The organism is Candidatus Manganitrophus noduliformans, assembly GCF_012184425.1.
In the GTDB taxonomy this organism is placed as follows: domain Bacteria; phylum Nitrospirota; class Nitrospiria; order SBBL01; family Manganitrophaceae; genus Manganitrophus; species Manganitrophus noduliformans.
Genome location: NZ_VTOW01000005.1, coordinates 57,189 through 80,610, shown reverse-complemented (window position 1 = coordinate 80,610; position 23,422 = coordinate 57,189). Strand labels below are relative to the sequence as shown.

17 protein-coding genes are annotated in these 23,422 nt (G+C 57.4%); all 17 read right to left on the bottom strand.

Annotated elements, in window-relative coordinates; translation table 11 throughout:
- Positions 1-42 precede the first annotated feature (42 nt).
- Entirely contained in the window at positions 43-1,617 is a 1,575-nt protein-coding gene (locus tag MNODULE_RS20335; protein ID WP_168063020.1) for a methyl-accepting chemotaxis protein, read from the bottom strand.
- 111 nt (positions 1,618-1,728) lie between these two features.
- On the bottom strand, positions 1,729-3,480 hold the full coding sequence (locus MNODULE_RS20330; protein ID WP_168063019.1) for a methyl-accepting chemotaxis protein: 1,752 nt from the start codon (positions 3,478-3,480) through the stop codon (positions 1,729-1,731).
- Positions 3,481-3,516: 36 nt separating this feature from the next.
- Positions 3,517-5,091, bottom strand: coding sequence for a methyl-accepting chemotaxis protein (locus MNODULE_RS25155; RefSeq protein WP_168063018.1), 1,575 nt, complete (start codon positions 5,089-5,091; stop codon positions 3,517-3,519).
- Positions 5,092-5,110: 19 nt separating this feature from the next.
- Positions 5,111-5,548, bottom strand: coding sequence for a type 2 periplasmic-binding domain-containing protein (locus MNODULE_RS20320; RefSeq protein WP_168063017.1), 438 nt, complete (start codon positions 5,546-5,548; stop codon positions 5,111-5,113).
- A gap of 18 nt (positions 5,549-5,566) precedes the next feature.
- The gene (locus tag MNODULE_RS20315; protein ID WP_168063016.1) at positions 5,567-6,736 is read right to left on the bottom strand and encodes a hypothetical protein; all 1,170 of its coding nucleotides are present in this window, start codon (positions 6,734-6,736) and stop codon (positions 5,567-5,569) included.
- Positions 6,737-6,771: 35 nt separating this feature from the next.
- Positions 6,772-7,365: a chemotaxis protein CheW gene (locus MNODULE_RS20310; RefSeq protein ID WP_202882289.1), complete on the bottom strand. Its 594-nt coding sequence runs from the start codon at positions 7,363-7,365 to the stop codon at positions 6,772-6,774.
- Positions 7,366-7,405: 40 nt separating this feature from the next.
- Positions 7,406-9,553 (bottom strand): chemotaxis protein CheW, encoded by a 2,148-nt coding sequence (locus tag MNODULE_RS20305; RefSeq protein ID WP_168063015.1) that lies wholly within the window; start codon positions 9,551-9,553, stop codon positions 7,406-7,408.
- A gap of 42 nt (positions 9,554-9,595) precedes the next feature.
- The gene (nosR, locus tag MNODULE_RS20300; RefSeq protein ID WP_168063014.1) at positions 9,596-10,924 is read right to left on the bottom strand and encodes a response regulator c-di-GMP phosphodiesterase, NosR family; all 1,329 of its coding nucleotides are present in this window, start codon (positions 10,922-10,924) and stop codon (positions 9,596-9,598) included.
- A gap of 40 nt (positions 10,925-10,964) precedes the next feature.
- The gene (locus MNODULE_RS20295) at positions 10,965-14,240 is read right to left on the bottom strand and encodes a PAS domain S-box protein (RefSeq protein WP_168063013.1); all 3,276 of its coding nucleotides are present in this window, start codon (positions 14,238-14,240) and stop codon (positions 10,965-10,967) included.
- Positions 14,241-14,281: 41 nt separating this feature from the next.
- Positions 14,282-15,889: a hybrid sensor histidine kinase/response regulator gene (locus tag MNODULE_RS25150; protein ID WP_168063012.1), complete on the bottom strand. Its 1,608-nt coding sequence runs from the start codon at positions 15,887-15,889 to the stop codon at positions 14,282-14,284.
- 70 nt (positions 15,890-15,959) lie between these two features.
- Positions 15,960-16,643, bottom strand: a complete 684-nt coding sequence (locus MNODULE_RS20285) for an OmpA/MotB family protein (protein WP_168063011.1) — start codon at positions 16,641-16,643, stop codon at positions 15,960-15,962.
- The gene (locus tag MNODULE_RS20280) at positions 16,627-17,340 is read right to left on the bottom strand and encodes an OmpA/MotB family protein (RefSeq protein WP_168063010.1); all 714 of its coding nucleotides are present in this window, start codon (positions 17,338-17,340) and stop codon (positions 16,627-16,629) included. The genes MNODULE_RS20285 and MNODULE_RS20280 overlap by 17 nt, the downstream gene beginning before the upstream one ends.
- A gap of 52 nt (positions 17,341-17,392) precedes the next feature.
- The gene (locus MNODULE_RS20275; RefSeq protein WP_168063009.1) at positions 17,393-18,160 is read right to left on the bottom strand and encodes a motility protein A; all 768 of its coding nucleotides are present in this window, start codon (positions 18,158-18,160) and stop codon (positions 17,393-17,395) included.
- 95 nt (positions 18,161-18,255) lie between these two features.
- Positions 18,256-19,023: a FliA/WhiG family RNA polymerase sigma factor gene (locus MNODULE_RS20270; protein ID WP_168063008.1), complete on the bottom strand. Its 768-nt coding sequence runs from the start codon at positions 19,021-19,023 to the stop codon at positions 18,256-18,258.
- 16 nt (positions 19,024-19,039) lie between these two features.
- The gene (locus MNODULE_RS20265) at positions 19,040-19,939 is read right to left on the bottom strand and encodes a MinD/ParA family protein (RefSeq protein ID WP_168063007.1); all 900 of its coding nucleotides are present in this window, start codon (positions 19,937-19,939) and stop codon (positions 19,040-19,042) included.
- Between the two features lie 72 nt (positions 19,940-20,011).
- Positions 20,012-21,265, bottom strand: a complete 1,254-nt coding sequence (gene flhF, locus MNODULE_RS20260; RefSeq protein WP_168063006.1) for a flagellar biosynthesis GTPase FlhF — start codon at positions 21,263-21,265, stop codon at positions 20,012-20,014.
- Positions 21,255-23,354, bottom strand: coding sequence for a flagellar biosynthesis protein FlhA (gene flhA, locus MNODULE_RS20255; RefSeq protein WP_168063005.1), 2,100 nt, complete (start codon positions 23,352-23,354; stop codon positions 21,255-21,257). Before flhA ends, flhF begins: the two co-directional genes overlap by 11 nt.
- Between the last annotated feature and the right edge of the window lie 68 nt (positions 23,355-23,422).

Below are 23,422 nucleotides of genomic sequence, written 5' to 3'. Positions count from 1 at the left end.
CTATTCACTGTTCTATTCATCATTCGCTCCGAATCTCGACCTTTACCCTTGAAGGGACTCGGCCTTCCTTTCCGACCGCGATAAAACGGCTTCGGTCCGCCGTATCACCGACGGCGAACGAGGGCGATTCCCCATCCGATCCATTTCCGGATGAGCCTCTTCTCGCTTCATTTGGAATTTGCCGACCAGCGACATGAGGTCGCTGCTCATTTTGGCAAGCCTTTGAGAGGCGTCTAAAATGGTGGTTGCCCCTTCGGCGGTTCCCTTCGCGGCAATCACCACCCCATCGATGCTCTCGGTGACCTCTCCGGTCCCACGGGCCGCCTCCATCACCGAGCGGCCGATCTCGTGGGTCGTCGCCGTCTGCTCTTCGATCGCTCCCGCGATCGTGGTGGCGATCTCGTTGATCTGGGTGATGATCCCGGTGATCTCTCCAATCGCGGAGACCGCCTCTTTCGTGTCGGTCTGGATCACCCCGATCTTCTGCCCGATCTCCTCCGTCGCTCTCGCCGTCTTCTTCGCCAGATCTTTGACTTCGTTAGCCACTACCGCAAAGCCTTTCCCCGCTTCTCCCGCCCGCGCCGCTTCGATCGCCGCGTTCAACGCCAATAAGTTCGTCTGCTCGGCAATCGATGTGATCACTTTGATGACTTTCCCGATCTCCGCGCTGCTCTCCCCGAGCTTGCTGATCGTCTGGTTGGTCTCCCGCGCCACCTGCACCGCCTCGGACGTAATCTGGGTCGCTTTCACCACGTTTTGGGAGATCTCTTTTAATGTCGCCGTCATTTCTTCTGTCGCGGTGGCGACGGCCTGCACGTTGCGGCTGGTCTGCTCGCTCGCCGAGGAGACCGTGCTCGCTAATTTCTCCGTCTGCTCGGAGTTCGATCCCATCTGCTGACTCGAAGCCGCCAACTCCTCCGACTGTTTGTTCAGGTCCACCATGCGGCCCAACACCTCTCCCCGAACATTCTCCATGATCTCCTCCAACTCGGCCTGCCTTTCCGCGACCAGCCGCATCTCCTGTTGACCGCGAAAACAGGACATCACGAGGATCACATCTTCAAAGACCACCCAGGCCGCGTGTTCCAGCCAACGCCATTGACTTGCATCGTGCATCCCGAACACAGACTGGGGGAAAAACATCCCCCGGATCAGGTGATCGGCCGCAACGATCGCCGTTCCGGAGAGAAGGAGCGACCAGTCCCGATAAAAAGCAATAAAAGCAAGAGAGCCGAAGACATGAAAATGCGTCTCGATTCTCCCCCCGGAGAGATGGATCAGCAACGCCCCCATGAGCATCTGCGATACCGCGATGACATGGCGTGTCAACAGAGCGCCCGGCTTGGTAAAAGCCAAAAAGACGGGAAACCCAGTGAGAATCCCCCCTAAAAAGAGAGCCAGCAGCAACGGATGCTGCCCCTGAAGGGTTTCTTTCGGCCACTGATTGGGAAAAACAAAAACGGCAAACACAAGCCCCACAAACCACTGAAAGATCATCAGCATCCCGAAAAGGCGATCGATCTCCCGATAATTTTTATTCAATTGCTCACAGAAATGGGGCAAGGCCCTTTGCTGAATTTTTTCGACCTGAACCGAAACTTTCTCTTCTGGTGTCATCCCCTTCTCCCCTCACCCTCCAAATGGACAACACAACCGATGTCCTTGTCGTCTTCCGTAAACAGGATCTTCATTGTTCGTCTGCCGGCTCCAGGTGCTCTCTTGCCTTTATCAACGGTTCTCGACCGGTTCCGGGTCCTTCCACAGGATGGATCCAAAATGAGACCGATCGCCTCGCCCTCTCTCCCCTGTTGGATCCGCTTGGAATTTGCCGACCAGCGACATGAGGTCGCTGCTCATTTTGGCAAGCCTTTGAGAGGCGTCCAGGATAGCGGTCGCCCTTTCCGCCGTCCCCTTCGCCGCGAAGACCACCCCATCGATGCTCTCGGTGACCTCTCCCGTCCCTTGCGCCGCCTCCGTCACCGAGCGGCTGATCTCGTTGGTCGTCGCCGTCTGCTCTTCGATCGCTCCCGCGATCGTGGTGGCGATCTCGTTGATCTGGGTGATGATCCCGGTGATCTCTCCGATCGCGGAGACCGCCTCTTTCGTGTCGGTCTGGATCACCCCGATCTTCTGCCCGATCTCCTCCGTCGCTTTGGCCGTCTTCTTCGCCAGATCTTTGACTTCGTTGGCCACTACCGCAAAGCCTTTCCCCGCTTCTCCCGCACGCGCCGCTTCGATCGCCGCGTTCAACGCCAATAAGTTCGTCTGCTCGGCAATCGATGTGATTACTTTGATGACTTTCCCGATCTCCGCGCTGCTCTCCCCGAGCTTGCTGATTGTCCGATTGGTCCCCTGTGCCATCTGCACCGCCTCGGACGTAATCTGGGTCGCCTTCATTACATTTTGGGAGATCTCTTTTAATGTGGCGGTCATCTCTTCCGCCGCGGTGGCAACCGCCTGCACGTTGCGGCTGGTCTGCTCGCTCGCCGAGGAGACGGTGCTCGCCAATTTCTCCGTCTGGTCGGAGTTCGATCCCATCTGCTGGCCTGAAGCCGACATCTCTTCAGATGCGGCTGACACCTGTGCCGCCTTTTCGCGGATCTGGAGAATCATTTCCCGGAGATTTTGCGTCATCGTGTTGAACGTTTGGGCGAAACGTCCGATCTCATCCAATTGACCGACTTCGCTTCGAAGGGTCAGATCCCCGGAGGCGACCCGGGCGGCAATCTCTGAAACGCGCTTTAACTTTTCGATAATCGAGCGAGAAAGCGAGAGAGAAATCGCCAGCCCCCCCGCCAAAAAGGTGAATGACACCCCCAATATCACTTTTAGGAGCAACCCTTTCACCCATCGGGAAGCTTCGCCTAAGGTCGCGGAAAATGCCTGTTCCAAATTCGTCAACTCTCTATTGAGAGCATCCAGATCTTTCATTATCATGTCGACCCTGGCAGAGGCGACTCCTCCGGAAGAAACCTCTCGATGCAGTGCCTCTCCCAACACTTGGAGATCGGAGATGAGACGGTCCCCCTCGGCCCAAATCTCGATTGCTTTAGCGATATAGTCCAGCTGACGAAATTGTCTGAATAAGAAGATCATGATGTCGATATCGTCCGGGTGGACTTTTCCCCCGATGAATCCTTGACGAGCAAGCGCCCAGTCGGGATTCGGTTTCTCCAGTTCCAATCTCACCTTCTTATCTGAAAGCATCACCTCGATGGCGTTCAAATAGGCCTGATAATGGACCTCCTCCCGTGTGGTCGCGTATCGGGCAAGATAATAAGCCCCCTCTTTTTGATGTCTCGACCAGACCCCCTCCGCGCCGACATAAGCACGAACCCCCGAAAGGATGCCCATCCCGAAATAACTGAGAAGAGAAGCCGTGACGATGATGGAACAGTAAATCAGGATCACCACATATAATTTTTTTGAAATCGATCCATTCGTCCATGTTTTCATCGATCGACCTTGTTGTCGAGCCATTCCATTCTTCCCGAGAAGGATCTACTCTCTCGGTGCTTACTCATATTGAAACCGTCCGATGATCTGTTTGAGCTGGGTCGCCATTCTCGCCAGATCTTCGGCCGCTTTTCGGGTGCCGCCGGCTCCCTCCGACGTCCCTTTGGCCGTGTTCGCCATACCGACCGTGTTCTGCGCGATCTCGGCGCTTCCTTTCGCCGCTTCCGACACGCTCTGGCTGATCCCGGTCGTCGTGACGGTCTGCTGCTCCACCGAGCCCGCGATGGAAGTTTGAATGCCGTTCATTTGACTGATGATGGCTCTGATCTGATTGATGGCCGTCACGGCCTCTTTGGTATCGGTCTGAATCGATTCGATCTTCTGGCCGATCTCTTCGGTCGCCTTGCCGGTCTTCCTGGCAAGGTCCTTGACCTCGTTCGCGACCACGACGAAACCTTTCCCCGCCTCTCCGGCGCGGGCCGCCTCGATCGCCGCGTTGAGGGAGAGGAGGTTCGTCTGCTGGGCGATGGCGGTGATCACTTTGATCACATCCCCGATCTGGGTGCTGCTCTCCCCCAACTTTCCGATCGTGCCGTAGGTCTCCTCGGCGAGATTGACCGCCTGGGTTCCGACCTCGGCCGCCTCACGCGCATTTTGAGAGATCTCTTTGATGCTGCTGTTCATCTCTTCGACGGAGGAGGAAATCGACTGCAGACTCCGGCTGACCTCTTCCGCCGTGGCCGAAACCACATTGGCTTGGGTCGCCGTCTCCTCGGCGTTCCCGCTCATCTGCTGGCTGACCGAAACGATATTGTCGGAGGATTGCGAGAGAACATCCGAGCTGACCGAAATGGCTTTCACCGTCTCCCCCATCCGGTCAATCGCCCGGTTGAGGGCCTCTCCGATCTGGCCGATTTCGTCGTGAACCTCCACCTTGACCCGCCCGGTCAGATCCCCCTGGGCGATTCGATCGGTTACCTTCAGCGCCTGCGAGACCTGATTTTTCACGGAGCGGATGACGACGAACGACAACACGCCGAGCAGAAAAATACATACGAAAACGACCAAAAAGATGAAGGCGAAGGAACGGGCCGCCTGTTTCTGATTTGCCCGCGCCTTCTCAAACGCTTCCCTCATCTCCTTTTTCCACTTCGCCGTCAATGCCTCCAATTGCCCGTTCACCTCTTTATACGATCCCTGCATCTGCTCCAGGACTTGGACGAGATTCTCTCCTTTCTCCTTACGGAGCATCCTAATCGACGCGTCCCGGGCGAGAATGTAATATCCGGTGAATCCCTGCTCCAGCCCCGCAAACGCTTCCGCGGCGGAGCGGATACCCTCTTTTCCACCCCGGAGTCGGTTCAAAAAAGTATCGCGAAGGGCGTCGGCTTTTTCTACCATCTCCATCTCATCGGCGGCGACCGCGTCTTGCAGATTCCGCTGAATGTTCGCAAGAACCGTCTCAAGGTCGCGGCTCAACTCCAACGCCGGGAAGTATTCGTTCTCAATCTGCGTCATCAGATCCTCATCGGCGTTGCGGCCAAGCTGGGTAAAGAACAAAATGAGGAGAAACGCCGCCGTCGCCAACGACGGCATGAGAACGATCTTGTGGGTAAACTTCAGATGACGAAACACAACCCCTCCTTTCTCGACATTAATCGAGCACCTTCAAGACCTTCACCCCGTCGCCGACGGACGTCCCTTCGGAGACATAACCGATCGCATCCGGGTTCTCCAGGACATAGGAGATGACCTCACGGTCGGAGTTCTTCTCGACCGGCGGCACACCGCGTCCGGAAAAGATCTGCTTTTGCCAGTAGCTGATCACGGAATGGATCTCCTTGCCGTGAATCTCTTCCGTAAACCTGATTCTCGCCGGGGACGATTCGCTCTGATCGACCGGCAGGACTTTACGGCCGCTCTCCCAGGAAGTGTTTTTCTTCAAAAAGAAATTGGAGACTTGCGTTTTTTTTAACATTGAAACGGGATTCGACGGATGGACAATGATTTTGACCGACGCGCTGCCCGCTTCAATAAATGTGGCAATCAATGGAGCCCAGAAAAGCAGGATCAGAAAAAATACTTTTTTCATCTTGCGGCCTCCCTCTCTCTAAAAGCTGGTTGAAAGGCTGACGATGTAGTATTTCACCTTGATCGGATCCATAAAAATGGGAACCACCGGATCCTCGCTGTTTAAGGTCTTCAACTGATGCCCTTCTACTTTCAGGACCACGTCGGACCCAAACTTATAGTTCAGGCCGACGGCATAGTCTCTATGTAATTTGATATCGTTGAGGTCGAACCCGGGGATGACCAGGGTGGGCAAATCCAGGGTGGCGACCTCGGCCAGAACATGGAGACCGAGTTTCCCGAACAGCTTGATTCCGGCCAACCCGTAATAGTCGGTGAACGTGTGGTTCTTCGACTCGCTTCGGCGATACTCCGCTTGGAAAAGAAACTGCTCGAAATCAGCGTCCAACGAGGCATGTATATCTTTTTGGTACTGCTTCTCGCCGGGGGCGGCGACCGGCACGTCATGGTCGGTCGAGCGGTATCCGCCGATGCCGAACCGGAGGCCTTCGACCGGGGTTTGAAGCCAAATCTCTCCCCCGAAGGCCGACTTCGAGCGGGCGGGGGTGACCACCCCATCGACCACATAAACAAAATCCCACTCCCCGCCGTAAACATCGGTCTGGAGTTCCCATCCATTTCCGATCCCGATCGAATGGGAAAACACCACACCGTCGATCGCCTCGCTTGAAAAGGACCCTTCGCCGTAAAACTGAGAAGGGGGACGATAGAAAGGGAGAATCGTCCCGACATCCCGTATTTCGTTATAAATCCCATTCGGAAGGGGGATCTTACCGACCTTGATGCTCAGCGAATCGAGCAGTTGGTGCTGGTAAAAAATCCAATCCATCTCCACCGAGTGATCTTCTTGGACCGGACTCTCCCCCAACCGTTCATGGAAGAGTTGGAGAACAAAGGTCCCCTGATGGCTCATTCTGTAGCGGAAGAGGAGCGCCGCCGTCCGGTAATCGGTGGTCCCATCCCCCGGAATCCCCAAGACCTGGCCGCCGCTGGAATTGGCATACGCCTGCGACAGATAACCGAAAACGGAGAGGTTGGACTCTCCGATTTGGGCGGCGGAGGCGGTTTTCACAAAGAAGATCCCGGTGATCCACAACGAAATGAAGAGGAACAGCCCCCAAGTCACTTTCGCCCCTTGCCGTTTCCGTTCCGATACTTTGTTCTTTGTTAAAGGCTGAATCCACTCCATGATGTTTCCTCCTATTCGGTTCATGATGCTGCGGTTTATGCTCCTGTTGATTGCTTAGACAGAATTTCCTTGGTTGATGCGCCCACCCCTTTGATGACCTCCTCGGTATTTAGGGCTAGAAAAATCCGGTCGTCGAGCTTATAGACGCCGCCGAGCACCGAAGCGAGTTGCGGATCGACCGTCTCCGGAGGGGGCTCGAAGAGGGCCGGCGTTACCTCGATCACATCGCCGATCTGATCGACCAGGAGATTGACCGCCCCCTCCGCCGTCCGAATGACGACACTCATCGCTTCCATTCCGGCCGGACGCGGAGGAAAACCGAGGCGGTTTCGCAATTCCAGCGCCGTCACAATCTCACCGCGAAGGTTGATCAGTCCGGCAATGACCGGCGGCGCCAGGGGGACCGGGGTGATCTCCTGGCTCGCAAAAATTTCTTGGACCCGCTCCACCTCGACCCCAAAGAAATGGTCTTCGATAAAAAAGGTGGCATACATCCGGTTTTGGTCGTGGCGCCGGTCGGCCTTGGCGGCCCGGCGCTCGACGCCCTCCGGCGGTCCCGCTTTTACCGTTCGCCGCGGCCCGATGCGGCGGAATGCTTCCGAACCGGTATCAAATTGTTCTTCGGACATTGCGCTCTCCCTTCTCTATGGCGGCGCCGGCCGATCCCCATCAGACATGCGCTTCCTTCTCCAACCATCCCGGCGCCACACTCTCGATGATCTGTTCCATGTCGAGAAGATCGGTGGTGAGGCCTTGAATGACCAGCGATCCGCGAACGCCGATCTTTCCGGCCGGCGCCGGATGAAGAATGATCTCTTCCTGAACCGTATCCAAAATCTGACCGACCACCAGGCCGACGCTCTTTTTGTTTCTGGAAAAGAGGATCGCCGGAAGGGTCTCCCCCGCTCCGGTCGAGCCGTTCCCGATCACCCGATCGAGGCGGATCAGCGGCAACAGATCCCCCCGATATTGAACCACCTCCCGTCCGGCGGCCTGTTCGATCGTCGACGTTTTAAATTCTTCCAACCGGGTCACCAACTCCAATGGAATGGCGTATCGATCCTGTCCGGAGAGAGAAAAAAGCAAAAGGGTTTCCTGCGTCGCCTGCTCGACCGTCTCGACCTTTTCTTCTGCTTTGAGTTCGGAGCGGGACAGTTGGTGGAGCCCCCCCGCTTCGGCGATACCCGACGCATCCAGAATCAGCGCCACGGTTCCGTCGCCGAGGATCGTGGCGCCTGCAAAGACGTTCAGCCCTTTCAGGTGGCGGCTGAGCGGCTTGACGACAATTTCTTCCCGATCGCTCACTTCATCGACCACCAGCCCGAACGATTGTCCCCCCGCCCCCAAAACGATCACGTTCGTCTCCTCGGTCCCGGCGCTTCCTCCGGCATTCTCCTCCGCCGGCCTCTTTTGCGATCGAAGGACGCGACCGAGACGGATGAGCGGAAGAAGTTCGCCGCGAAGCCGGTAGAACTCCGCGCCGTGGATCATCTCAATCCGCTCGCCGGCCTCGACATCGACTCGGACCAGCTCGATCAGATTCGCCTGGGGAATGGCAAACAGTTCCCGGCCGCACCGGATCATCAGGGCGGGGATAATCGCGAGGGTAAGCGGAATTCTCAGCTTCAGCAGCGTTCCCTGCTCGAGCCGGCTCTCGATTTCGATGGCGCCGCTGATCTTTTCGATATTGTTGCGGACCACGTCCATTCCCACGCCGCGCCCGGAAACATTCGTCACCTTGTCGGCGGTGGAAAGCCCCGGAAGAAAAATCAGGTTCAGCGTTTCCGATACGGAGAGGCCGGCCGCCGCCTCGGCCGTGATCAGCCCCTTGTCGATCGCCTTCCGTTTGACCTTCTCTCCGTCGATCCCGCCGCCGTCGTCGCGTATCTCGATGTTGATCTGCCCCCCCTCGTGATACGCCTTTAAGAAAAGGGTTCCCTTCGGATTTTTCCCGCGCGCTCTCCGGATCTCCGAGGTCTCGATGCCGTGATCGATTGCATTCCGGACGATATGGGTCAGGGGATCTTTAATCGCCTCCAGAAGGGTTTTATCGAGCTCCGTCTCGGCCCCTTCCATCACCAGCTCCACCTCTTTCCCATTGGCGTGCGCCAAATCCCGGATGACCCGCGGAAACTGGTTCCAGACGTTTCGAATCGGCTGCATCCGGGTGCGGGTGACGCTCTCCTGGAGCTGGGTCGTGATCAGATTCATCCGCTGGGCGATCCCGGCGTCGACCGCATTGTCCCGCTCCCGCACTCGCTGAAGAAGCTGATTTCGAACCAAGACCAATTCACTCACGAGGTTCATCAATTTATCGAGAAGCCCGACGTCGACCCGGATCGTTGAGTCGGCCGCGGAAAGAGACTTGGAAGAGGAAGAGGCTTCTTTTCCCCCCTCCTGGGGTGGAGCGAGTTCCGCGGCGACGCCCGGATTTCCGACCAGAAAGGCATCCAGCTTCTGGCGTATCGCATCATAACTCCGATCCGGCTCCTGTAAGGTCGAACCGATGTGGGCCAGTATCTCTTTGATCGCATCGACCGCCTCCAGCAGGAGGTCGATCCCATCCGGGGTGACGATCATTTTCTTATCCCGCATCCGGACCAGGATGTTCTCGGCGCCGTGCGCCACATTCTCAAGCTTGGGCAACCCCAGAAACCCGCAGGTTCCCTTGATGGTATGAATGGTCCGGAAGATGCTTGCCAGAAGGGCTCCGTTCGTCGGCTCTTTTTCCAAGGCGACGAACTCCTGATCGAGCCGCTCGATCCCTTCCGCGCACTCCACTAAAAACTCTCTTAAGATGCTCTCCTGCTCATCCATGAGGAACCCCCAAATCAGTGGCTCGTTTCTCTCCCCCTCTTCTCATCGGCCGGAAGAGTTAAAATCTTTAACATTCCTGTAAATGGTGATTTGGCCGATGATCGGATCGATCCGATGAAAGTTCTGTATTTTCTCTAAATGCGCCGTCTGAAGGCGGCTCTGCGCGGGGAGCAATAGAATCCCGCCTGCCGTTTTCAGATCCCGCGCCAGGGTCATCCCCTCTTTCAACTCTTCAAGCGATACTTTAACTTCATCCGACGAAATCGTCTCTTGGACCTTTTCGATAATTTCGCCGACAACATGAACCACGGCCGGATCAAACCGTCTGCCCCGCTCTTTCTCCAAGGCTTTCAGCGCTTCCGAAACGGAGGCGCGTCCGGTCGCCTCCGGAGGATTCAATAAAAGATCGAAGGTGTCGGACACCGCCACAATTTGCGACGGCAGGGGAATCCTCTCCCCTTTCAAGCGGTCCGGGAATCCACTGCCGTCGTAATGTTCATGATGAGACCGGATGATCTGTCCGACCGGCTCCAAACGCTTAATCCGCTTGAGCGTCGCCTGTCCCAGAAGGGGATGCTTTTGCCAGAGCGCTTGCTCGACGGCATCCATTTCCTCTATTTTCTTTTTCGCGAGGGAGTCGGGATAACCGAGGATGCCGCTGTCCATTAGCAACGCGGCCGCCTCGCAGATCCGTTGCTCCTCTTCCGGAAGGGAAAGATGCGCGGCAATCGCTTTGGACAAAACGGCCGCCCGTCGCGCATGTCCGACCAGCGCCGGGTTTTTCATCTCCATCAAACCCATAAACAGCTCGAGCATGTCCTGAAAGCCGGCTTCCAATTCCAGATTCTTCATCTCTAACGCTTTGGTCCGCTCCCGGACCTTCGATTCAAGGCTCCGGTTGATGTCGTAGAGCTCTTTGTTCTGCTCCTTGACCAATTCGTTCAGATTCCGGTTTGATTGGACCAGATCATAGTGACGGAGCGCCTCTCGGACCGTCAGGCGCAAGTCATCGTCGTTCCACGGCTTGGAGATATACCGGTAGACCTGACTCTGGTTGATCGCTTCGACCGCCGCCTTCATATCGGTATACCCGGTCAGCATGATTCGCATGATATCGGGGTTTCTCTCACGGACCTTTGCGAGAAATTCCGTTCCCTCCATCTCCGGCATTCGATGGTCGGAGACGATCAACGATACCGGTTTGGACGCGATGAGGCTCAATCCCTCTTTTGCGCTGACGGCGGTGAGAATTTCGTACGGCTCTTTTCGAAAGAGCCGGCGAAGCGCATGGAGAATATTCTCCTCGTCATCGACAAAAAGAAGAAGGTGCTTTCCCCCCCCTCCGGACCCCTCTTCGCTTGGCTGGTTCATACCGACCTTTCCCGCTGGTTCATCAAATTCATCCCGATGCTCAGGCCGATTCATCGATCGGCAGGAGAAGACGGAATTTGGTTCCCTTGCCGACGGTGCTCTCGACCTCGATCTTTCCGTTGTGCTTCTGAACGATCCGATAGGACACCGACAGTCCCAGCCCGGTCCCCTTTCCCACCGGCTTGGTGGTGAAGAAAGGATCGAAGATCTTCTTGACATGTTCTTCCGAAATCCCGCAGCCGGTATCCTCGATCTCGATGACGATCCAATCCCCTTCGACTCGGCTGCGGATCCAGATCTTTCCCCGCTCGCTGATCGCATGCGCGGCGTTCACCAGCAGGTTCATGAAAACCTGATTGATCTGCTGCGGATAGCAGAGAATCTCCGGAATCTCCCCCAGCTCTTTGATCACCTCGGCTTTGTACTTCAGCTCGTTCCAGACGATGTTCAGGGTGCTCTCGATCCCCTGGTTGAGGTTTATCCGCATCCGCTCCGCCCGGCCGACGTGCGAGAACTCCTTCAGATCCTGTACGATCCGCCGGACCCGCTCCATCCCGTCGAGGGACTGCCCGACCAGCCGGGAGAGGTCTTCGAGGAGAAAACCGACATTCACCTGCTTCGAAAGGGATCGGACCCGCCGCTTCTCCCCTTCAATCGCATCGGATTCTCCCCCCTCCACCGCGGTGAGGAGCGACTCGTAGCCGCCGACCAACTTTAGAAGGTCGGTCATGTACTCCTCCAGGGTCCTGAGGTTGCTACTGACGAAGCCGATCGGATTGTTGATCTCGTGCGCCACACCCGCCGCCATCTGCCCGAGCGAAGCCATCTTCTCCGACTGGAGGAGGTAGGCTTGGGTCTCCTTCAGATCTTTATAGGCCCGCTGAAGGGCCTCTTCATCCTGTTTGCGCTCGGTGATGTCTTCCGCAATTCCGGCGACGCGATACACCGCTCCCGCCGCGTTGCGAATCGGGAAGGCGCGGTCCCGTATCCACCGGATCGATCCGTCGGGACGAATGATCCGATATTGCAAATCGTATTCGCCGGTCGCCTGCTTCGGAAACGCCGCGATCACCCGCGCCCGGTCCTCGGGATGAATTGTATCGAGCCACGCGCGCGGCTCCTCATAAAGTTTCTTGGGAGAAATTCCCCAGATCTCCTGATAGGCGGGGCTGACGTAGATCATTTCGTTCTTGTCGGTCGAGGTCATCCAGAAAACCTCGCGGATGCTCTCGGCCACCTGCCTGAAACGCTCTTCGCTCTGCCGCAGCTTCTCTTCGGCGCGCCTCCGCTCGGTAATGTCCATCATCGCCCCGATCATTCGGACCGGCGCGCCGGCTTCATCGCGAATGATATAACCCCGGTCGAGGACGGTTGCATAGGTTCCGTCGCCGCGCCGGAAGCGGTACTCGCCCGACCAAAACTGGCCGCCGCGGTCGATCGCTTCATGAACGTCCGAGAGAATTCGCCGCTTGTCGTCGGGATGAATTCGGTCCGTCCAAGAATCGGCCCCCGGCGGAATCTCTTCGAGGCGCAAACCGAGGAGGGGGCCGAAATTCTCGCTCCACCAAAGGGCATTCGTGATCAGATCCCAATCCCAGATGACGTCGTTGGTGGCGCGGGTGGCAAGTTGGAACCGCTCTTTGCTTTCTCGAAGCGCATCCTCCGCCCGTTTTCGCTCGGTGATGTCCTCCGAGATGCCGAGCAGATAAAGCGGTCTCCCCTCCTTGTCGTAGAGCGGTATCTTCCGCGTATGCAGAATCCGCGTCCCCCGGTCCCGGGTCTGGATCGGCTCCTCCGGAATATCGAGGAGTTTCCCCTCGCCAAGCACCTGCCGGTCTTTGGAAGTGAAGAAATCGGCCTGCGCTTCCGGGAAGAGGTCATAATCGTTTTTTCCGATCAGCTCTTCTCGGGGATAGCCGAGCAGCGCTTCCCCCGCCTTGTTGAACCGCACGAACCGAAGCTCCCGGACCTCCTTGACGAAAAGCATGTTCGGAATGTTCTCGATGATCGAGTTGAGGAACGCCTCGGTGCTCCGCAACTCCTCTTCCGCTTGTTTCCGCTCCGTCACGTCTCGGAAGATCGCCCGGGTGATGACCGTCTTTCCATTTTCAATCCGAGAGTTGATGTTTCCCTCCACGGCGATCGGCCGGCCGCTTTTCGTCACGAAAACCATCTGCGCGCTTCGGAGCGATTCCCCTTTCTTGATCCGCTCGAAAAGCGCTTCGCAATGGGTCTGGTTGTCGGGATGAAAGAGATCCGATAAGGTGAGATGGGGAAGATCTTCCAGTTCATAGCCGAGCGCTTCAAGCCAAGCGCGGTTGACATATTGGAAACGGCCGTCCGGGGTCACGCTCTGAATCAGGTCGTTTGCGTTTTCCAGAAAATCGAGCATGAGGTCTCTGCTCTCACGAACGGCCTGCTCCGCCTTTTGCCGCTCGGTAATGTCTTCAACGACAAGAAGAAGTCTCGCCCTGTCTCCCTCGGTGTATCGGACACCCCGCATCGTGATCATCTGAAGCCGACGGTCGCCCTTGAGATCATTAACATCGACGATCGTCTGGCATTGATGAACGCCCCCTCCCAGCACCTGCGTCGCCCATTCCGCCAGATCGGAAGTCGGCAACACCTCGAAAAGAGACCTTCCTCGAAACTCTTTCTCGGGATCTCCCATCATCTCTCGGAACGCCAGATTCGCTGAAATGATTTGTAGATCCCCGGAAAGCAGGAGCATTCCGAGCGGCACGCTGGAGATGACGTTTTGGAGGTGATCCTTGGCGGCGCGGATCGCTTGCTGATCGGCGTGCCGGTAGGCGTCGATCGCCAATCCCATATCGAAGAAGACGACCTTCAACAGGGCGCGATACGTCTCGATGAATTTCGGGACATCTTCTCCGGAAGCTTGCCGGGCCTTCGGCAGAAGCTCTGAAAGATACTGCGCGTAGGTGCCGAAGTACCACTTCGGGGCCAAGCCGATGCGTTGGTGGGTCAGCCCGATTCGAAGGCGATTTTGAACGTAAGCGTCGCCGTAATCGCCTGCGGTGAGTCGGTCGAAGTACGAGGCCAATGCCTGCTTGAGGCGCATGAATGTATCGGCATCAGGAAGGAGCGCGCGTGTCTCATCGTAAGAGAGGAGGTGGTCGTAAAAGGCATCCGCCAGGACCTGCTTTCCCGCTTGCTGTTCGTGAAACTCCTTCAGCAACGCCAAATCGCGATCTCCCAGCTTTAAGTAATCCCTTCGTCGATCCGCCTCTGCGCCATCGACTCCGATTTCTCTTACAATCGCCGCAATCGCTTTTTCGATACGCCGTTGATCCATTCCATTCCGTTCCGAGGATTCTCTTTATTTCCTCATCCGTTTCAAGCCGCTGTCATCGGCAGGAGAAGACGGAATTTGGTTCCCTTGCCGACGGTGCTCTCGACCTCGATCTTTCCGTTGTGCTTCTGAACGATCCGATAGGACACCGACAGTCCCAGCCCGGTCCCCTTTCCCACCGGCTTGGTGGTGAAGAAAGGATCGAAGATCTTCTTGACATGTTCTTCCGAAATCCCGCAGCCGGTATCCTCGATCTCGATGACGATCCAATCCCCTTCGACTCGGCTGCGGATCCAGATCTTTCCCCGCTCGCTGATCGCATGCGCGGCGTTCACCAGCAGGTTCATGAAAACCTGATTGATCTGCTGCGGATAGCAGAGAATCTCCGGAATCTCCCCCAGCTCTTTGATCACCTCGGCTTTGTACTTCAGCTCGTTCCAGACGATGTTCAGGGTGCTCTCGATCCCCTGGTTGAGGTTTATCCGCATCCGCTCCCCCTGGTCGACGTGCGAGAACTCTTTCAGGTCCTTGATGATTTGACGAATCCGTTCCATCCCGTCGAGGGACTGCCCGACCAGCCGGGAGAGGTCTTCGAGGAGAAAGCCGACATTCACCTCTTTCTCGAGCGATCGAACCCGCTTCCGCTCGCCTTCAACGGCGTCACCCTCTCCCCGCTCCATCACGGCGAGGAGCGACCCATAACCTGAAATCAATTGGATCAATTCGGCCATATACTCCTCGAGTGTCCTCAGATTGCTGCTGACGAAGCCGACCGGATTGTTGATCTCGTGGGCCACCCCCGCCGCCAGTTGACCGAGCGAGGCCATCTTCTCCGACTGAAGCAGATGGGCTTGGGCGGCATGTAGCTCTTCTTCCGCCCGTCGGCGCCTGGTAATATCGCGGGAATTGATAATGCCGATCACGGCGCCGGAATGGTTTCGGTGGCCCCTTCCCATCGATTCGAGCAAGCGCCATGAGCCGTCCCGGTGCCGAAATCGGAACTCAACCAAAAAAGCCTTCTCAAGCTCCTGGGAACCCTTTCTGACGGCCTCCATCAGAGGGGGGATGTCGTCCGGATGAACGCACTGAAAAATGTTCTGTCCGACCAACGCTCCCTGCCGATACCCCAGCACCCGCTCCACGGAGGGGCTGTCGTAAAGAATCCCCCCCATCACATCGATCACCGTGATAATGTCCGACGAATGCTCGATCAGCGACTGGAAGTAGTCCTCATTTTGCCGCAGCGCCGCCTCGGCCCACCTCCGCTCCCGCCGCTCGGCCGCTTCACGCAACTCCCGATCGACGGCGGGGACCAATCGTTTCAAATTTCCTTTCATGACGTAGTCGTTCGCCCCATTCTTCATCGCCTCCACCGCGACGTCCTCGCCGATCGTTCCGGAGACGAAAATGAAAGGAATATCCAGCCCCTTTTTTCTCAGCAAGTTCAAAGCGGCCACCCCGTTGAAGTGCGGCATGGAGTAATCGCCGAAAGCAATGTCCCAACTCTGCCGATCCAACGCCGCCGCCATCGCTTCCGGCGTCTCCACACGTTCATAGGTCGGGTCATAGTTGCCTCGGCGCAAGGCACCGATCAACAGCTCGGTGTCTTCCACCGAATCTTCAACAACCAACACCCTCAGCGGCCTCACCATGGAACGTTCCTCATGAAAAGCTAAAACCGGGTCCTCCCGCTTTCCTTTCCGTTCGCAGGCACCGGCGACATCAATGGTGCAGGATCAATTCAACCCTTCTGTTGGCGGTCCTGTTCTCCGGAGTGTCGTTGGGCCGAATCGGCCTGGTATCGGCATAGCCGGTCAGCGAAAATTGCTCGGGACGCAACCCGCGGCCCAACAGATATCTCACGACCTCCCCCGCCCTCCCGATCGACAGATCCCAATTCGAAGGATAACGCGCGCCGAAGATCGGAAGATCGTCGGTGTGACCTTCGACCCAGATCCAGGCGTCGATTTCGTATAGGATCTCCGACATTTCATCCAAAACCGCCTTCGCCTTCGGTTTCAATTCGGACGAACCGGAATTAAAAACGGCGCCGGGGAGCGTTAGAACCAGCCCCCTTTTATCGGCGGAGACCTGAACGTCCGCGTCAATCTCTCCTATCTGCAACAGCCTGCGAAAATCCGCGGGCGATAAAGGACGATGGGCGAGGGGAAAATCCAGCTCGATCTCGTTGGGTTTCACCAACGGCATCTTCACGCCGGACTCGAGGATCGCGATCCCTTCCACGGAAAAATGGCTCAGCGCCTCTCGCAACTTTCCCTTGTCAAGCGACTTCATGGCGAACAAGAGAACGAAAAAGGTCAATAATAGACTCAGCAAGTCCGAGAAGGTCACCATCCAGGCGTTGGGATCCGGGCCGGATGCTTCCTCTTTATTTCTTTTGCCCATCCTTCTCCCCCACCAGGACAAGATGGACGCGGCGGTTTCTTGCCCTCTTCTCCGGCGAGTCGTTCTCCACCAACGGGCGATGTTCCGCGAAACCCATCGCGCTCAGCCGCTCCTTCGGAATTCCTCCCGGTCCCTCAAGGACTTTCAGCACCGAGACCGCGCGCGTCGCCGACAACTCCCAGTTGGAGGGAAACCGGGCCGTTCGTATTGGGACATCGTCGGTATGACCTTCGACCCGCACCGGAAGGCTTGATCTTTGAAGGATCTCCGCAATACCGACCAGAACCGGCGTCACGCCCGGGCGCAGATCCGCGCTCCCGGGCGGGAATAAGAGCTCCTCGGGAAGATTGAGGATCACGTCGGCGCCCTTCGCCGAGATGATAACGGTATCGCTGAGTTGTTCTTGTTTCATCAGGTTTCTGAAATGCTCCATCATGTTCACCGGGGCTTCATCAATGGAGACGATCGGTGGGCCCGGAGGAAGGGTTTCGTCCCCCTCCGACAAATGAGCGCCCCCGGGGAGGATCCCGAATCTGCCGACGAGAGAGCCGAGCGCTTTCTTGATCTTTTCCTCATCGTTGACCCCGATCGTGTTGATATAAACGAAAAAGACCAGCAGGATCAGGTTTAACGAAACGCTCATCACCAGGGATGCGCCGCTTGCGGAGCCCCCTTCGGTCGCTGTCTTTCTGGCCATCTCCCTTCCTGCACCTCGCATCTGGCCCGCGGCGGAGCGATCCGCCGCGGGGCTATTTCTTTTGGCTTGCTTTCTGCTCTTTTGGGGATAAAAACGCCTGCAGCTTTTGCTCCAGCGTTCTCGGATTTTCGCCCGCCGACATCGAGAGGACCGCTTCCAAAATCATCTCCTTGACCAGCATCTCCTGTTTACTCCTCGTCTTGAGCTTCCCCGCAATCGGCAAACAGAGGAGGTTCGCGATGCATGCGCCGTAAAAGGTGGTGATCAGGGCGACGGCCATGGCCGGGCCGATCTTGCTCGGATCGTCGAGTCGCTGCAGCATTTGAACCAGTCCGATGAGGGTGCCGATCATTCCGAGCGCGGGGGCGAAGGTGGCGAGGGTCGTGAAGATTTCGGAACCGAGTCGGTGCCGCTCCGCGAGATATTCCATCTCCTTCTCCAAAACGCTTCGGATGTCTTTGGCCTCGGTGCCGTCGACCAGCATCTGCAATCCCTTGGCGAAGAAAGCGCTACGAACCTGTTTAATCATCGGCTCAATCGAGAGGACACCGTTTTTTCTCATTTTTCCCGACAATTCGATCATCTGGGTGATCAGCTCTCTCGGCGGTTCCAGCTTGTATAAAAAAACATTCTTGACCACCATCACCACGCCGAAGACGTCCCGGAGCGGGTAATTGATCAAGGTCGTTCCGATGGTTCCCCCGACGACAATCATCATCGATGCGGCGTCCCAAAAAATGAGAAGGGACCCTCCCGAAAAAATACCGAGAAGAACAAGCGAAAACGCGGAAATCAATCCGATAATGGTTGCGATATCCATGCAGCCTTCCCCGACCGACAGCGACAGGACAGAATCCGAAAATCAAAAAGAAAACCGGCCCCTTCCTCTCTCCTGAATTCTGATCTCTTTATCGTTTAAAACGACTCTTTTTCACGGTCCTTCATCAGACCTTTTAATTTGGCGATCGCCTGAGCGTGGAGCTGACAGATGCGTGACTCGGTCACTTTCATGATCTGTCCGATCTCTTTCATCGTCAGCTCCTCGAAGTAATAGAGCGAAATCATCTGCCGCTCTTTCTCTGAAAGCCGATCGATCGCTTCAATCAATCTTCTTCGAAGCCCTTGCGAGAGAAGAGAGAGGAGCGGATTTTCCGCGTTGAGATCGGCCAGCGACTCGATGAAACGCCGCTCATCTCCCGCTTCCAGCCCGAAATCTTCAAGATGAAGCAGGCTGATTCCCTTCGCCTGAAAAAGAAACGCCTCATACTGGTCGGCATCCATCTTGAGGGCCGCGGCCAGCTCTTCCTCGGAGGGGGCGCGCCCCAGGTCTTTCGACAGCTGCTCGGTGGTTCTTTGAAACAACGCGATCTTCTCGCGGACCGACCGCGGCATCCAGTCGAGCGATCGAATTTCATCCAGCATGGCGCCGCGGATCCGAAACTCCGCGTAGGTTCGAAAGCGCGCCTCTCGCGACGGATCATACTTGCCGATGGCGTCCATCAGCCCGATCACTCCCGCGTGAATCAAATCCTCCACATCCAACGAAGGAGGGAGGCGAAACGCCAGCCGTTGCGCCAGGTATCGAATGATCGGCGCAAATTCCGAAATCAGCTTTTCGGCGGCCGCCGCGTCGATGGAGGGGGGTGGGCTGCGTCGGGTGGCCGCCTCTTTATCCGGGCCCATTTGGCATCCCTCTCCCCTACTCCTTCATCCCGCCGCCGGACGGGGCCCGCGGACGCTCCGCGTTCTGGAATAAAAATGCCTTCCAGAGAAATTGAACGTTTCCCTTCGGAATCGGGCTGACCGGACGCTGGAGGATCTCCCGGGCCAATTCGGAAAATCGAAGACTCGACCGGGCGCTCGGATATCGCTCCATGACCGTCTTCTGCTCGCAGACCGCCATCCGGAGATAATCATCGTAAGGAATGGCGCCGACATAGTCGACGGCGACCCCCAGGAACTGATCGGCGACTCTGCTGAGTTTTTTGAAGATCTCTTTTCCCTCCTGCGCTCCCCGAACCATGTTGACCAGGAGATTGAATCGTTTTTCATCATGCTGCCGGGACAATACCTTCATCACTGCGTAGGCGTCGGTGATCGACGTCGGCTCGGGGGTCGCCACCACCACAATCTCCTGCGCGACGGTGTTGAAGTAAATGACGTTGGACGAGATGCCCGCCGCGGTATCGATCAAAAAGATATCGACCTCCTCTTCGAGCCGTTCGAGCGCGGAGAGGAGAATCAGCTTCTGCTCCGCGGTCAATTGGGTCATTTCCTCCGTTCCCGAGCTGGTCGGAAGGATCCGAATCCCCGCCGGCCCCTGGACCATGATCTCCGAGATCGACTTCTCCCCCAGAAGAACATGCTCCAACGTGTAGGGCGGCACAATGCCGAACAGGACATCGACATTTCCCAGGGCCAGATCGGCATCCAAGATCAGAACCCGTTGCCCCAGTTGGGAAAAGGCCACGGCGAGGTTCGCGACGACGTTCGTCTTGCCGACCCCTCCCTTTCCGCTCGTGACGGCGATGACCCTCGGCTGCCGGGGCGCTCCGGAAGGACCCTCCGCCCATTTTCTTAACGTCCTTGCTTGATCCATTTGTTGTCCTTTTCCGTAGGGGGCGGTCCGATGTGACCGCCTTGGGGCAGACACGCAGGTCCGCCCCTACAATCAATTCAATACTAAATCGGCGATCCGTTTGGGGGTTGCGACCTCGATATCTTCCGGAACCCGCTGTCCCATGGTCAAATACGAAAGCGGCTTTCCTTTTCTTCGCATCGCGGTTAAAAGGGATCCGTAGTTTCGGGTTTCATCCGTTTTGGTAAAGAGAAAATAGTTGATCGGAACGGCGGAGAAACGATCGATGATCTCTTCCAGATCGCGCTCCCGGGTGTTGGAGGAGAGGACCAGATGGGTCTCGACCGGCGCCTCGATCCGGGAGAGGACCCCCAGCGATTCCAACTGCGAAGCGTTCAGATGGCTTCGCCCGGCGGTGTCGATGAGGATCAGTTCTCCCTCCTGACGGCGGGCCACCGCCTCTTTGAGCCGGTCCTCCGAAACCACGACCGGCGCCCCGATGATTTTTGCGTAGATCTTCAGCTGCTCCACCGCGCCGATGCGATAGGTATCGAGCGTCGCCAAAGTCACCTTCCCTTTCTTTCGAAAATGATGCGCCGCCAGCTTTGCGACGGTGGTGGTTTTTCCGACGCCGGTCGGGCCGATCAATGCGACGACCTTCCCTCCTTGCTTCGGCCGCTCCATCGCCACCGCCGCCTGAGCCATCCCCTTGATCATCTCCTTGAGATAGTTCTCGACAAAATCTTCTTTCCAGAGATCCTCCGGCCCGAGTTTCCGCTTCATGATCTGGAGCAGGTCGGACGCGATCGTTTGATCGACCCCGTTTAAGACCAACCGCCGGTAAATGGACGCCAGCGTCGGATGAAGATCATTCAATTGCGGATCGCGGATCGCGGATTGCGGAATGGGAAAACGGGATCGGCTTTTCATCGCCGATAATTCCTCTCTTATCCCCAGGTTCGATTTCCGAAGAGCCTCCATCGACTCCTTGACCGCGCGAAGCTCTTCCAAGAGCGATCCGATGGCCGGATCGGCGCCCCCTGTCCGGCCGGCTTCTTCCAAGAGATCACCGAATGCCTTCGATTCGCCCGTGGAAACGTCCCTGCGGGACGTCTCTCCCCTGACCGGATCGGACCGCTCTTCCGTCTGCCTCCGGTCCCGCTGTTGCTGCATCGGGCTCGGCGGATCGACGGCGGCGGTCACCTCGATCACCGGACGGCCGAGGAGGCCGAAGTCCCCCTTCCGGATCTCGCGCGTCGACAAAATAACGGCGTCCGGCCCCATCTCCTTCTTGATCGCCTGGAGCGCTTCCGCGATCTCAAACACCTCGTACTTTTTAATCTGCATCGGTCACCTTTACGGTTTCGATCGATTGAATTCGGATCGGAGAGACCACTTCACTGGAGGAAAGGATCACCAAATTGGGAATAAACCGCTCGACCAGCTTGCGCAGGTGCGGCCGGATCATCGGGGAGCAGAGGACAACGGGGGGGGTTCCCTTCATCGAGACCTGCTCGACCGCCTGCCGGATCCGGAGGAGGATCTTCTGCGCCAAGAGAGGATCAAGCGTCAGGACCGATCCCTGAGCGGTCTGCTGTATGCTCGACGCAATCCGCTGGTCGAGAAGCGGATCGATCCCGATGACCGGCAGCGTCCGGTCGGAGGTCTGGTGCTGCCGGGTGATCGTCCGGCCCAGCGCCTGACGGACCGATTCGGTCAACAGGTCGGGGTCTTTGGTCGTGGGGGCCGTATCGGCCAGCGTCTCCAAGATGGTCCGCAGATCCCGGATCGGCACCCGCTCCCGGAGGAGGTTGCTGAGGACTTTGACGACCCCGCCGAGGGGAAGGAGCGTCGGGATCAACTCCTCGACCACCTTCGGCGCTTCTTTCCCGAAGCGCTCGATCAGCTGCTGGACCTCTTGGCGTCCGAGGAGTTCATGCGCATGGCCCCGGAGGATCTCGGTCAGATGGGTCGCGACGATCGACGGCGCATCGACCACGGTATAACCGGCGGTCTGCGCGCGCTCCTTCTCCTTTTCCGTGATCCAGAGCGCCGGCAGGCCGAAGCAAGGCTCTTTGGTTTCGATCCCGCCGATTCCGCGATCGACCCCGCTCGGGTTCATCGCCAGATAATGGCCCGGCAGCAGATCGCCGCGGGCGACCTCCACCCCTTTGATCAAAATCAGATATTCATTCGGTTTGATCTGAAGATTATCCCGGATATGAATCGGCGGAACGACAAAGCCGAGCTCCAAGGCAAGCTGTTTTCGAATCGCCGTGATCCGCTTCAGCAGTTCCCCCCCCTGCGCCTCGTCGACAAACGAGATCAGCCCGTAGCCGACGTTCAACTCCATCAAATCGAGCGGAACGATCCACTCCTGTTTTTCAGGAATCATCGGGGCGGCGGTCTCCTTCGCCGCCGGCTTGGCCTCGGCCGCGGCCGCTTCATCCTTCACTTTTTGCGCGGTATAGCCCAAATAACCGATCCCCGCCGCAAGCGTCAGAAAAGCGAGGTGCGGCAGCCCCGGCATCAAACCGAAGAGGAAGATGATCGACGCCGCCCCCATGATCGCCCGGGGATGGACCAAGATCTGCCGCGTCACCTCCGCTCCCAGATTCGATTCCGCCGCGGCGCGGCTGACCACGATACCGGCCGAGGTCGAGATGATCAGCGCCGGAATCTGCGTGATCAATCCCTCGCCGATCGTCAGCAAGGTGTAATTTTGCGCCGCCGCCATGAAGCTCATCCCCTGTTGCAGAACCCCGATGATCAATCCGCCGATGATGTTGACGAAAATGATCAAGATGGCGGCGATCGCGTCGCCGCGGACGAATTTGCTCGCCCCGTCCATGGCGCCGTAAAAGTCGGCCTCCTGTGAGACCGCTTTCCGCCGCCGGCGCGCCTCTTTTTCATCGATCAATCCGGCGTTCAGATCGGCGTCGATGCTCATCTGCTTCCCCGGCATCGCATCCAACATGAAACGCGCGGCGACCTCGGCGATCCGTCCGGCGCCTTTCGTGATGACGACAAAGTTGATGACGACGAGGATGGCGAAGACGACGAGCCCGACGGTATAGTTGCCGCCGACGACGAAGTTTCCGAAGGTCTTGATCACCTGCCCCGCCGCGTCGATCCCTTCGCTTCCGTGCAGGAGGATCAGCCGCGTCGTGGCGATGTTGAGCGCAAGGCGGAAGAGGGTCACGAGAAGGAGGACCGAGGGGAAAGCGGAAAACTCCATCGGCCGAAGGGTATACATCGAAACAAAGAGAACGATCAGCGCCAGACTCAGATTAAAGGCGAGGAGAAGATCGACGAGCACCCTCGGCAAGGGGAGGATCATCAGCATTAAAATCCCCACCACCCCGAGGCTCAGAACGATGTCCCCGTTCTTCAGCCACGATCCGGTCGGCGCTTCTTGTGTGACGGCTTCCGCCATTCTCTCCCTAAACTCGATGCATCACATTTTCTTTGTAGGGGCAGACCGGTGTGTCTGCCCAAGGCGGT